Below are 12,745 nucleotides of genomic sequence, written 5' to 3'. Positions count from 1 at the left end.
AATCAGCAGCCAAGCCTCTTTCAAAGAGGAAGGTTCAACGACCATCGAAAGCACGCTAAGTTAGCGGAAGTGAGTAGAGTAGGAGTGAAGCCACTCCGAAGTGCGAGGACATCTAATAGATGTAAGATATGGTCTCAACTTCTATGGTGACATAGAGAGTGGGTGTAGCGAACCCGCGTAAGAGAATCGGCACAAATGATTATGCTGGCAGATTGGCATCCTGATATCGTGGAATTTATTATTTCAAAAATGCAAAATCCACGTATTCTGCGTTACCTAATCGAAAATACAACGGATGAAACGATCATTCGTCTAGCAAAAGAAAAATTAAACTTCAAGCCTCTTTCATTCCAAGAGGAAGCTATGTATCAAGGTATTGTAAACTATAAAGGTATCGAAGGCTTAGGCGGTTTTGATACGGCTATTATTCGTGAAGCGGAAAACAAACTACGTGACGGTGGTACTTATACTGTTCACAATCCAGAGTTTTTAACTGGTGCAAATATTTCTGTAACATTAACAAAAGAATTTATGCAAGCTGTGGAAAATGACGCCGAATTCGAGCTTCGCTTCCCAGCAGTTGAAGAATATACAAAAGAAGAAATGAACGTTTACAACACTGAATGGCATAAAGTTGGAGATGTGCGCGAATGGGAGAAAATGGGCTATAAAGTACGCACATACCGTACGATTAAAGCGAAGGAATTATGGAATTTAATCAACGTTTGTGCAACATACTCTGCAGAGCCAGGTATTTTCTTCATCGACAACGCCAATGACATGACAAACGCAAAAGCTTATGGTCAAAGCGTTGTAGCGACAAATCCGTGTGGGGAACAACCACTTGCACCATATTCTGTGTGTAACTTAGCAGCTGTGAACTTAGCACAGTTTGCGAATAAAGAAGATCAAACAATTGATTTCGAAGCACTACGTGAAACAGTTCGTGTTGGTGTTCGTATGCAGGATAATGTAATTGATGCTACACCATACTTCTTAGAAGAAAACCGTGTACAAGCTCTTGGAGAGCGTCGTGTTGGCTTGGGCGTAATGGGCTTAGCGGACTTACTAATTTATTGTGAGAAAGAATATGGCTCAGAAGCTGGTAATGAGCTAGTCGATGAAATCTTTAAAACGATTGCTGAAACTGCGTATGAGGCTTCAACAGAGCTTGCAAAAGAGCGTGGTAGCTTCCCATTCCTTGTAGGAGCAACAGAGGAAGAGACTGCACGTTTGCGTAAAGCATTTACTGAAACAGGCTTTATGCAAAAAATGCCTGCTCACATTAAAGAGCAAATTTTAGCAACAGGTATTCGCAACTCGCATTTACTGACAGTAGCTCCAACTGGTTCTACTGGTACGATGGTTGGCGTAGCAACTGGTCTTGAGCCATACTTCTCGTTCACATATTACCGCTCGGGTCGTCTAGGTAAATTCATCGAGGTAAAAGCAGAGATCGTACAAGAGTATTTAGAACGTCATCCAGAAGTAAATGAGAATGACCTTCCTGAATGGTTCGTAACGGCGATGGAGTTAAAACCAGAGGCGCATGCTGATGTACAATGTATCATCCAAAAATGGATTGATTCATCTATTTCAAAAACTGTAAACGCACCAAAAGGTTATACAGTACAACAAGTTGAAAAAGTATATGAGCGCTTATATAAAGGTGGCGCTAAAGGTGGTACGGTCTATGTAGATGGTAGCCGTGACTCTCAAGTACTGACACTAAAAGCTGAAGAAAATGATATGGATCAACTATCATTTGAAGAGGAATTAGTAGAAGAGCCAACAAAACGTCCTGTTGTGTTAGTAGATACAATTCAAGCATTAGAATCGACAACAGTAATTGGTTCAGATGTAGGGAATACTTGCCCAGTATGCCGTAAAGGAACTGTTGAGGAAATCGGTGGCTGTAATACATGTACAAACTGTGCTGCACAATTAAAATGTGGCCTATAAAATAATGAAAAAGTGTTAATTGTGAATTTAAAACAAAATTGCGATGTTTAAAATAAAGTCGCAAAGCTTTGCCCCTTTGGATATGACTATCTAAAGGGGTGTTTTTGTATCGAAAAGAAAAAGAACATCTAAAATCGATAAGTTGATTAAAGAGGGTCGAGGAACTGGCAGTCGGACAAAATTATCAGCCTTGGCTTAAATTTCAAGATGTTCCCTCAATTGGTCGGTCAACAAGATTGGTTTTAAAGTTCATTCTCTTTTTATTGAGTACATACCGATTTAAGTTGTAATTATTCAGTATAGGACACGCCATAAATAAAAGGTAGCGTATGATTCCCAGTTTTTCCACGGCAACGATATTTCTAAGATTTCATCTTTCGTAGGCTTTCGATCCATATTACGTAATATTTTTATCGAATTAATAAGACCCACATCATCGATGGGGAAAGCTGTCTGGAACCTGAGACAGCGCATTAGAACATAATTGGCTGTCCAAGGTCCGATTCCTCGTATTTTAATTAAGTTTTTTTCAGCATCCTTAAAGTCCATTTTCATTAATTTTTCCCTCGATAATTCTCCACTTGCCATTAACTTGGCAATCCCAATGATATATTCACTTTTTTTTACCGTCATTTTAATATCTGCTAGGTCGGTAGGTGTTAACTGAGCAATTCGTTCGTACGATGGGAACACCCAATACTTTTTGCTATTCCATTCGATGGAATCACCAAATCCTTCTACAAATTGCTTCTTTAAGGCGTACGCGAAGGCTAAGTTAATTTGTTGCCCTAAAACTCCCCAACATAAAGCTTCAAATAAATCGGGAATGCCGATAACTCGCAATCCATAGAATTCTCTAGCAGGCATTTTAAGTAATGGGTCTGCTTTTGCCATTTCATAAAATGGTTTCAAATCGTTATCAAGATCAAACCATTCATAAATATATTTTACAATCTCTTCCCGTTTCCACTTTTCAATAGGTCTAGAATCATTTAGGAATTGAACTACCATTTGTTTATTATTAATTACGCTTATCTGTACTAAGGCCCGATTTTCCCCAATGGCTATAACTTTTGTAATGAGATCGTTCTCTATTTCATACATGCATTCATTTTTTTCCCTTGTTAGATAGCCTAGGTTTGCAGTCATATCGAAATTTTCAGGTAATGTAATTACAATAACATCATTGACTTCATGCCATGTCACTTTTTCATTCTCCTCATCTTAATACGATTTTCTATTGCAATTTTACTTTATCACATAATAATCTTTACTAATTTTGTTATCTTGCTATTACATTCTAAACACCTTATTTTTTTCTATTTATGAGGTTATAGTGTTAGTTATCAAGAATGCTAAATAGGGGTGAATAAAAATGCTTCAAGATATAAAAACACGTATCGAAAAATTAAATTGGGATTCAATTCAAAATGGATTGGATGAGCAAGGATTTGCAAAGCTTCCAGCAATTTTAACAAAAGAGGAGTGTGAATTCTTTATTGAATTGTATCGTGAGGAAGAGTCATACAGAACGACAATCAATATGACGAGGTATCGCTTTGGGAATGGGGAGTACAAATATTTTTCCTATCCATTACCTGAAATCATCCAAAGTTTAAGAGAGTCCTTTTATCTAGAATTGGCCAAAACAGCCAATCGATGGTTGGGTTTTTTAAAGAAAACACAACAGTTTCCAGATCATCTTCAAGATTTTTTGAACACCTGTGAACAATATGAACAAACTAGACCGACACCTTTAATATTAAAGTATGAAACAGGCGGGTTTAATTGTTTGCATGAAGATTTATATGGCGAAATAGTTTTCCCGTTTCAAGTAGTATTTGTATTAAATCAACGAGATAAAGACTTTTGCGGTGGAGAATCTCTATTAGTGGAACAAATTCCACGTGCTCAGAGTAGGGGGCATGTAATTACTTTAGAACAAGGCAGTGCGCTGATCTTTCCTACAAACCATAGACCTGTTCTAGGTAAAAGAGGATATTACAAACATAAGGTTCGTCACGGAGTAAGTACGGTTACTTCTGGCGAACGATACGGTCTTGGAATCATTTTTCATGATTCAAAATAAAGTGAATTTTTGATCAGTGGGGGTTTTCTTATTCCTCCACTGATCATTAGTTAAACCAATCGGGCTTTTACGGGCTGTGCAGCTCCCGCCTAAACATCTCCGATTCCTCTATGTTTTTGAAGTTGGAGTCTTACAGCCCGTTAATGCGGGATAAAAATTAAACTTCAATATCTTGCTATTCTATTCCTAGAATTGTCCATTCTGAATTTATAGGGAGTATATTGTAAGAAGAGGTGAGATAAATGCCGGATAATATCAATAACGGACATAAAGAGAGCCATGATCATAGAATTTTGAATGATGTAGAAATGATAACAGATGATAAGTGGCAAGCAATTATAAATAATGATGCAGCGTACAATAATCATTTTTTCTACGCTGTAAATTCGACAGGGATATTCTGTAAACCATCCTGTAAATCTCGCGTTCCTAAAAAAGAAAATGTATGCATTTTTTCAAACGCAGAACAAGCCCTCCGAGCAAATTTTCGTCCTTGTAAACGTTGCAAGCCCACTAATGAAAATCTGCCTGATAGCGAGTGGGTTGATGTAATTACTGAATACATTGATAAAAATTTCACAGAAAAATTAACGCTAGAATCGTTAGCAAATATTTGTCATGGGAGTCCGTATCATATGCATCGAACATTTAAAAAGATTAAAGGCATCACACCGGTTGAGTATATACAACAAGTGAGAGTACACGCGGCTAAAAAGTATTTGATTCAGACAAATAAAGCGATTGGAGATATCGCCATATGTGTGGGTATGGCTAACGCGCCTTATTTTATTACTTTATTTAAAAAGAAAACTGGACAGACACCAGCACAATTTCGTCAAATGAGTAAAATGGAGGAAAAGTACAATGGAAATAAAGAATAAACCAACCCTTTATTGGTCTTTACTAAAGTTTAAGGATTGGAATTTTTATATCGCTTCAACTTCAAAGGGGCTTGTGTTTGTAGGTTCACAGAACAAACCATTCGAGGAGTTGTTCGAATGGGCTAAGAAACGCTTTCCAGGAAGTCCTCTTGTTGAAAATGATGAAAAGCTTGAACTCTATGTCGCTGAAATCACTCAGTATTTAGAAGGAGAGCGGAAAACCTTTACTGTTCCATTTGAGTACGTAGGTACGCAATTTCAGCTAGCAGTCTGGAATGCACTTTGTGAAATTCCTTATGGACAGATGAAATCTTATTCCGACATCGCTAATGATATAAATAACCCTGCAGCGGTTCGTGCTGTAGGAGCGGCTATTGGGGCTAATCCGGTTTTAATTACTGTGCCGTGCCATCGTGTAATAGGAAAGAATGGCTCATTAACTGGCTATCGGGGTGGATTAGAAATGAAGACACTGCTCCTAAATCTGGAACAGCGAGCTTCATCTAGCAATGAGTAACTGTTGCCGTACAATGAATGGAGGATCCGTCATGAAAAGTGAATTATTCTATAAAAATCCGAAAACCATTCTGAATAAAGGGACTGGCTTTCTTTCTGGATATACTCATTCACTAAATCCTTATACAGGCTGTTCATTTGGGTGTTCCTATTGTTATGTACGTCAAATGCCTGTATCTCTTTTTCGAGAAGGGGAATGGGGGAATTGGATCGATGTTAAAAATGGAGCTGCAAATTTATTAAAAAAGGAGCTTCATCGCGCCAAAGCCAAAGGGAATGTAACCATTTTTATGTCATCAAGTACAGACCCATATCAACCAATAGAGCATAAGGAAAAAGTGACACGATCTTTACTAGAAGTTATGGTAGAAGATCCCCCTGACTTCCTATTAGTACAGACTAGAAGCCCACTAGTAAGTCGAGATATCGATTTGCTGCAACATTTTAAAGATAAAGTTCGGGTAAGTATGACTATTGAAACAGATTCGGAAACGATACGTAAACATTTTACTCCAAAGGCACCCCCAATCCAGGCGCGCTTTAAGGCATTGGAAAAATTAGCTGCTGCGGGAATACCGACCCAAGTTGCTATAGCCCCCGTCTTACCGAGTGGGGAATATTTTCCCGAGAAATTGAAGCCATTCGTCGATCGGATATGTATCGATGACTACTTCATGGGCGATGGCAGTGGTGGAAAACGCACAAGAAAACTTGGTATTGAGAAAAAGTATGCCCTACTAGGTTTAGAAGATTGGTGTGGACCACATGTAATTGAAAAAGTATATAACCGATTTATTGAAATCTTTCCGGAAAATCACGTTTATGTGAGCCAGGCTGGATTTGAGCCGTAAAAAAATAGGCAGTGTTTGTATGTATAAAGATAATGAGAAAAGTGCTGAAAATAGATTGACAAAATTTTAGATTATCATGATATTGAATCAATTAATTATAAATTGTCGAGAAGATGGAATTAGAAGAGATTTTATCTAAAGCAGATATTTTGTCTATCCATCTCCCCCTAATTAATAGCCTCTGGGTTCTCACAAGTGCTACTACCAGGTGAAAGAGGATATATGAAATCACAAGAGGCCCACCTTTGTGGGGGTTTTTCTATAAGGAATATCGACGTCAAAACGCGAAAAATGTACGCTAATATATATTTTGGGAGTGTGAAACCGATTATCCTTACGCAAAGTAAGGAAGAATCGACTTTTAGTTACAGAAATATAGAATCCTATTATTGCAATGGATTTCGTACCAATTACAAAGATGGTAGATAAAAGGACGAATAGGTTAATCGTCCTTTTATACAAGACAGATTGCATTTAATCCGTATTTGACGTATTCAGTTATTACAATATTTCAATATACCCTTCTGTTCCATGTACGCGAATTTGTTGCCCATCTTTTATCAGATTGATGGCATTTTCCACCCCGACAACTGCTGGTAAGCCATATTCACGCGCGATAACTGCTCCATGGGTCATCAGCCCACCAACTTCGGTGACTAGACCTTTTATTGATACAAACAATGGTGTCCAGCTAGGGTCAGTAAAGGAGGTGACTAATATATCTCCATCTTCTAAATCAGCATCTTCCATGTTTAAGATGACACGAGCCCGTCCCTCTATAACTCCGGAAGAAACAGGTAGCCCTACAATAGCTTCGGCTGGGAAATTTTCTCGTTTGTATTCTCCTACAATGATTTCACCATCAGACGTGATAACGCGTGGGGGAGTAAGTTTTTCATATAATTTGTACTCGTCTTTTCGTTCGCTGATGATCTGGTAATCTAGTTTATTTGTGTGTACGATTTCGCGAAGTTCTTCAAAAGTGAGATAGTATATATCTTCTTTTTCAAGAATAACGTTGGCTAATACGAGTTGTTCGGCTTCTTTCAATAAAGCCTGTTTATAAACGAAGTAGCGATTAATCATGCCGTATTTTGGATATTCACGATAGCCGATAAAATTCCGGATTAGGTCAATCATTCGTTTTGCTTCTTTGGCTTTTTGTTCACCATCTGGTAATTGCTTCAATCGCTCTAATAATTCTTGTTCTTTTTTCAAAGCTTCCTGTTGCCCTTGCTCAAATTTCCGATTGCTGGCATTAGGCTGCAAGTTTTTAATATTGTTAAGAATCATGGGGACAAGTGTAATTGGTTTTTCACTCCAACGAGTTTTCGTAATATCGATTTCTCCAGCACATCGCATTCCGTATTTGTTGAGAAAAACATAGAAAGCGTCTCTAGTTTCCTGTCCACCATCAAACTTAACTAGTTCATCCAAAAAGTTATCATCTTTTGCGTGTTGTAAATATGCAATTACTTCTGGATAAGGACGGAACACATCTGCGACATCCAAAAGTGCTAGACCCATTTCCGAAGTAATATTGTTTGGTACAGATTGAGAAAGCGTGTCTGCTACGTTTTTTTCACCTAACCACTCGTTCATTTTTTCATTGATCCATATTGAAGCATTTATAGCAGACATAAATACAGCTGAACTTTGTGGGTCAAATAAAATCTTCTTTAATTCCTGAATATCTTCTAGAATAAAATCAAATAAATCTATTCCTGATTTCGTTTGGATAGTTTGTTTTAACTCTGCTATGGATGTTTGATTACGCTTTATCAATTCAGAAACGATTGCTGGATTGTTTTCGATTTGTGCTAGCGTATTAGTAGTGCCTCTGTTGGGACTCGGTGCTTTATTATTATTTGGTAACGATTCTATAAAATCTCCACGCTCAATGATGTTCATAAGTGCATCTTTCATAAGCGGATCGTGTTGTCCCATAGTATTTAATAAATTGTTTCTACTGACCGGTGAAGCCAGTTGATGCGTGACATCAACAAACAATCTTCCACCTGCTTTACGCATGGGCGCAGAAGTCGTTAACAAGAAAAAAGACAATCCCAATGGTTTCATAGGATCGGTCATCATTTGTTGATGACCGACAGATATATAGACGTGGTTTTCTTGATCAGTCGCTTTAGGGATGGGGAAAAGAGTCGTGATTGGGCGACTCTGAACAATATAAAATGTATCATCAACCAAACACCATTCGATATCTTGTGGGCAACCAAAATAAGCTTCGATCTGTCTTCCGATACGTGCTAGTTGTAAAATCTGTTGATCAGTAAGTGTTTGTGTCTTTTGCTGATCCGCATCGATCTGTTGTGTCTCAGTTCCTCCTCCTTTTAGGCAATAGATAGCCAATTTCTTGGTCGCTATCATCTTATCGACGATTTTATCTTCCTGTACTTTATAACAATCAGCCGAGACCAAACCAGAGACCAGTGCTTCTCCGAGTCCAAAACTGGCATTGATTGATAGCTGCTTTCGGTTAGAAGTAATCGGATCAGCGGTAAATAATATCCCTGATGTCTGTGGGAAAACCATCCGTTGTATGATGACGGATAAATACACTTGACTGTGGTCAAATCCATTTTGCATACGGTAGATTACCGCCCGATCCGTAAAAAGGGAAGCCCAGCATTTGCGAATATGCTGCAAGATGGATTCTTTGCCGATGATATTTAAGTAGGTGTCTTGTTGACCAGCAAAAGAGGCTTGTGGTAAATCTTCAGCTGTCGCACTAGAACGCACTGCATAAGCATGGTCATCACCAAGCTGAGAGAGTGTATGGGCAACTGCTTTTGCAACATCGGAAGGAATTTCTACATCCATAAAGATTTGTCGAATCTTCCTGCTGAGTTCACCAATCTGATCTCGATCCTCTACTTTTAACATTGATAGTTGATCCAACAATATTTGAAACGTTTCGTTTTGTTCAATGGCTTTTTGATAACCCACTGTTGTAATACAAAATCCTTCTGGTACTTGTATTCCTTCAATTTTTGATAATTCTCCTAAATTTGATCCTTTTCCACCAACGAGCAAAAGCTGTGTTTTATCCATTTCCTGAAATCCAAGAACCAAAGAACTCATTTTACATCTCTCCTAACCATTCTATTGAGAAAAAATATTTGACAAGAGCTTACCGGCGTGATAACATTAAATTATAAGATGGGATAGTTGTGCAAGTTCCGGAAATAGCGATTGTGATATAATTATATATTCGTGTCTGTTTTTGTGCAACATTAATGAACTCGGTAATAATATCCAGGTTTTTTCTTGATTTCCCTCTTCCGCTAATCATATCGAAAACCCTGATTTAAGCAGCCTCGCTGCATAGTTAATCTCGGCATGCTTATGATACTTTTTAATTCTTCCGTGGTATTTCACTTCCTTTTTCGCTAAACCAATTCCTTCATGTTGACGCATTTGCATTAGATCACGCTCTAACGGATTTACTCCACCTATGACCGTCATTAAAAATTGGCTATATGGATTATTTTCTGATAATTCTAACCATGTGTTTTTCAAGGACTTTAAGTTTTTCTTCTTTGGTTTAATGTAATCTACTAATTCAAATTGATCTTTTGTGCTACGAGTAAGGTCCGTAACAAAAATGATAACAACTTGTTGGAGGATTTCTAACATTTTTTGCAACTTCGGTCAATCTTTCGTTGCTCAAGACAGTTCCCTTCAAAGATAATGTCCAAGAATCTTGTAAAGGGCACGGGTAGAAAGTAATCAAACTTTTTTATATAACCGATATTTAAATCGTCTGGATAAGAATCCATTTTGAGTAATCTTTCAAAATGGATTTTTTTATTATCGTAAAATACTGGTTGTGGGGTATTTTTGATCAAACTTTATTTCAAAGTAACTCTATCTCGTCAACAAGAAGGACAGGCACTTTTTTTCTTCATTTAGATAAACACCAGCTACGGAAGTTTCCTATCTTTAGGGAGGATGTCTAAACCACTTATCCCATATAAACGACCAGTCGTCGAAAATCCATTTACATAAATAGATGAAAATTTTATAGTGAAAACAATGAAAGGACTGTGATGATATGAAGGTAGAAGTGTCGATTGACCCGACATGCAAAGAGCCGAAAGTTACTATTCACACAGATAAAATAACCGATGAAATAGAGAATCTTATGCAGTGTATCGCTTCTGCTGAAGTGAATACATTATCGGTCTTATCACATAGAGGTGTTGAGTTTATTAACTGTGGGGACATTGTACGCATTTATACGGAGCGCAAGAAAGTTTTCGTTCAAACGATGGTTGGTATTTACAATGTACGCTTTCGCTTGTACGAGCTTGAAGAAAAGCTAAATACACAAATGTTTGTACGTATTTCAAATGCTGAAATTGTCAATCGAAATAAGATTATACATATGGACATTAGCAAAACAGGAACAATCGGGGTTGAGCTAAAAGGTGGAATAAAAACATACGCTTCAAGGCGCTATGTAACAAAAATTAAGAAACAATTAGGGGTATGAGGTGAAAAGTGTGCGAAAAGACTTACTAAATCGTATTATAGGTGGATTTATCATTGGTGTTGTACTAGGGCAAGTAGTGCAATTCTTTGTATCAATGGGGATAGCGCAAGGAAATTACGCTTGGGTAGTTCCTGAATTTCGAGTGTTATTTACAAATGAAATAATCGCAATTATTACTCAAGTTTTATTGACTGGTTTAATCGGGATAACTTTCGCTTTAGCTGCACTATTTTTTGAAATTGCTAGATGGGGGATGCTGAAGCAGTATATTGTGCATTTTTCTGTAACGGCAATTATTTGGATACCCATTGTGATGATTTTATGGATGCCGAAAACGGTGGCCAATGTTTGTTCCTTATTAGCAAGTTTCTTAGGAACTTATGTCGTGACATGGCTAACTCAATATAAGCTTTCAAAGCGTGATATAGAAAAAATCAATGAAATGCTAATAGAGAGAGGTGAGGTACATGACAATTGAAATTAAGGATTTAACAAAGCAGTATAAGGAACATGTAGTAGTGGATCGGTTATCTTTAAATATAAAAATGGGAGAATTCTTTGCTCTTCTTGGTCAAAATGCAGCCGGGAAGACGACAACGATTAAAATGCTTTGTGGACTTTTATCACCAACAGCTGGAGATGCCCTTTTGGATGGTGAAAGTATTGTTCATCAACAAGTCGCTGCTAAAAAGAAATTAAATATTTCTCCTCAGGAAACAGCGGTTGCACCGAATTTGACGGTATTAGAAAATTTGCTATTAATGGGCCGAATTTATGGTTGCTCAAAAACAGAAGCGCAAAAACGAGCGAGCGCACAAATGAATGTATTTGGCTTGACACCTCGTCAGTCTAGTAAAGCCAAAACGCTATCGGGTGGCTATATGCGTCGACTAAGTGTTGCGATGGCTATGATGTCTAACCCGAAAATACTTTTTTTAGATGAACCGACATTAGGTATGGATGTACGTGCACGCCGCGATTTATGGAAAATACTAAATCAGTTAAAAGGGCAGGTAACAATTATTTTAACGACTCACTATTTAGAAGAGGTCGAGATGCTGGCTGATCGTGTAGGAATTATGCATCGAGGGAGATTACGTGCTCTCGGTACAATCCAGCAATTAATGAATGAAACAAAAAAGAGTTCTTTGGAAGATGTATTTTTAGAGCTTACAGAGGAGGAGTCACTTTGAAGGCAAGTGTATTTGCATCAAGAAATCATAAGGAAATAGTACGTGATCCATTAACACTCATTTTTGGCATGGCCTTACCAATGCTTCTAATGTGGATATTTTCTGTCATGCAAAAAAATATGCCGTTTGCATTATATGAAATTAGTAATCTCACACCAGGTGTTATTGTTTTCAGTTTCTCATTTCTTACTCTTTTTTCTGGCATGTTACTCGGCAAGGATAAAAGCTCATCCTTTTTAATGCGGATATTTGCTTCTCTTATGTCGGCAAGCGATTATATATTGGGCTATGTACTGCCTCTACTACCAATTGCATTTTTGCAAATTATTTTCTGTTTACTCATTGCTGTATTATTAGGCTTGTCCTTAACTATATCTGTCCTATTAATGGTAGGCGTACTTATTGTAATTTCGTTATTGTATATAGGGTTTGGTTTATTACTTGGAACAATTTTTACCGACAAGCAGGTAGGAGGTATCTTTGCAATATTTGTCAATTTATCTACATGGTTTAGTGGTACATGGTTTGATCCTGACATGATTGGTGGTACATTTCATTCTATCACTCAATTTTTGCCATTTGTCCATGCTGTTAATGCAGCACGTGCAGTAGTAAGTGGAGCATATTCGGATGTTTTCCATCCACTCGCTATCGTTTTAGGTTATACGGTCTTTATTTTTATTATCGCTACCCTATTATTTCAACGTAAGATGCGAGGACAGAACTAAAATTTGAAA

10 protein-coding genes and 2 pseudogenes are annotated in these 12,745 nt (G+C 37.6%); 9 read left to right on the top strand and 3 right to left on the bottom strand.

Going from position 1 to position 12,745, the window contains the following annotated elements:
* Positions 1-180: 180 nt before the first annotated feature.
* Positions 181-1,962 (top strand): annotated as a pseudogene (locus ACQKNC_RS01450) (vitamin B12-dependent ribonucleotide reductase); the annotation flags it as partial.
* Positions 1,963-2,256: 294 nt separating this feature from the next.
* On the opposite strand, the gene ACQKNC_RS01445 reads toward ACQKNC_RS01450, so the two are convergent.
* Complete coding sequence (locus ACQKNC_RS01445) at positions 2,257-3,168, bottom strand: DNA glycosylase (protein WP_427423117.1); 912 nt, start codon at positions 3,166-3,168, stop codon at positions 2,257-2,259.
* A gap of 169 nt (positions 3,169-3,337) precedes the next feature.
* On the opposite strand from ACQKNC_RS01445, the gene ACQKNC_RS01440 reads away from it, so the two are divergent.
* The 4 genes from ACQKNC_RS01440 (at position 3,338) to ACQKNC_RS01425 (ending at position 6,299) form a co-directional block, all read left to right on the top strand.
* A complete protein-coding gene (locus ACQKNC_RS01440; protein ID WP_427423116.1) occupies positions 3,338-4,051 on the top strand; it encodes a 2OG-Fe(II) oxygenase in 714 nt (237 codons plus the stop codon).
* Positions 4,052-4,293: 242 nt separating this feature from the next.
* Entirely contained in the window at positions 4,294-4,932 is a 639-nt protein-coding gene (locus ACQKNC_RS01435) for a bifunctional transcriptional activator/DNA repair enzyme AdaA (protein WP_427423115.1), read from the top strand.
* Complete coding sequence (gene adaB, locus ACQKNC_RS01430) at positions 4,916-5,449, top strand: methylated-DNA--[protein]-cysteine S-methyltransferase (RefSeq protein WP_427423114.1); 534 nt, start codon at positions 4,916-4,918, stop codon at positions 5,447-5,449. Before ACQKNC_RS01435 ends, adaB begins: the two co-directional genes overlap by 17 nt.
* A gap of 31 nt (positions 5,450-5,480) precedes the next feature.
* Entirely contained in the window at positions 5,481-6,299 is an 819-nt protein-coding gene (locus ACQKNC_RS01425; RefSeq protein ID WP_427423113.1) for a radical SAM protein, read from the top strand.
* Positions 6,300-6,800: 501 nt separating this feature from the next.
* On the opposite strand, the gene ppsA is transcribed toward ACQKNC_RS01425, so the two are convergent.
* The gene (gene ppsA / locus ACQKNC_RS01420) at positions 6,801-9,401 is read right to left on the bottom strand and encodes a phosphoenolpyruvate synthase (RefSeq protein ID WP_427423112.1); all 2,601 of its coding nucleotides are present in this window, start codon (positions 9,399-9,401) and stop codon (positions 6,801-6,803) included.
* 207 nt (positions 9,402-9,608) lie between these two features.
* A pseudogene (locus tag ACQKNC_RS01415) lies at positions 9,609-9,968 on the bottom strand (recombinase family protein); the annotation flags it as partial.
* 406 nt (positions 9,969-10,374) lie between these two features.
* Between ACQKNC_RS01415 and ACQKNC_RS01410 the strand changes: the two are divergent.
* From ACQKNC_RS01410 to ACQKNC_RS01395, 4 genes are read left to right on the top strand one after another with little or no spacing between them, the layout of a single operon-like run.
* Complete coding sequence (locus ACQKNC_RS01410) at positions 10,375-10,815, top strand: LytTR family DNA-binding domain-containing protein (RefSeq protein WP_427423111.1); 441 nt, start codon at positions 10,375-10,377, stop codon at positions 10,813-10,815.
* A 10-nt stretch (positions 10,816-10,825) separates the two neighbouring features.
* Positions 10,826-11,293, top strand: a complete 468-nt coding sequence (locus ACQKNC_RS01405; protein ID WP_427423110.1) for a DUF3021 domain-containing protein — start codon at positions 10,826-10,828, stop codon at positions 11,291-11,293.
* Entirely contained in the window at positions 11,283-12,008 is a 726-nt protein-coding gene (locus tag ACQKNC_RS01400; RefSeq protein WP_427423109.1) for an ABC transporter ATP-binding protein, read from the top strand. Before ACQKNC_RS01405 ends, ACQKNC_RS01400 begins: the two co-directional genes overlap by 11 nt.
* Positions 12,005-12,736 carry an ABC transporter permease gene (locus ACQKNC_RS01395; protein WP_427423108.1) on the top strand — a complete coding sequence of 244 codons (732 nt, stop codon included), beginning with the start codon at positions 12,005-12,007 and terminating at the stop codon, positions 12,734-12,736. The genes ACQKNC_RS01400 and ACQKNC_RS01395 overlap by 4 nt, the downstream gene beginning before the upstream one ends.
* Positions 12,737-12,745 lie beyond the last annotated feature (9 nt).

It is taken from the genome of Lysinibacillus sp. NPDC094177 (assembly GCF_050279145.1).
Classification (GTDB): Bacteria; Bacillota; Bacilli; order Bacillales_A; family Planococcaceae; genus Lysinibacillus.
The sequence above is the reverse complement of the archived record's forward strand: the minus strand, read 5'-3'. Positions and strand labels throughout refer to the sequence as shown.

Excerpts from the sequence above, each read along its gene's own strand:
- ACQKNC_RS01440 (WP_427423116.1), top strand. The coding sequence starts at position 3,338 with ATGCTTCAAGATATAAAAACACGTATCGAAAAATTAAATTGGGATTCA.
- ACQKNC_RS01435 (WP_427423115.1), top strand. The coding sequence starts at position 4,294 with ATGCCGGATAATATCAATAACGGACATAAAGAGAGCCATGATCATAGA.
- adaB (WP_427423114.1), top strand. The coding sequence starts at position 4,916 with ATGGAAATAAAGAATAAACCAACCCTTTATTGGTCTTTACTAAAGTTT.
- ACQKNC_RS01425 (WP_427423113.1), top strand. The coding sequence starts at position 5,481 with ATGAAAAGTGAATTATTCTATAAAAATCCGAAAACCATTCTGAATAAA.
- ppsA (WP_427423112.1), bottom strand. The coding sequence starts at position 9,401 with ATGAGTTCTTTGGTTCTTGGATTTCAGGAAATGGATAAAACACAGCTT.
- ACQKNC_RS01410 (WP_427423111.1), top strand. The coding sequence starts at position 10,375 with ATGAAGGTAGAAGTGTCGATTGACCCGACATGCAAAGAGCCGAAAGTT.
- ACQKNC_RS01400 (WP_427423109.1), top strand. The coding sequence starts at position 11,283 with ATGACAATTGAAATTAAGGATTTAACAAAGCAGTATAAGGAACATGTA.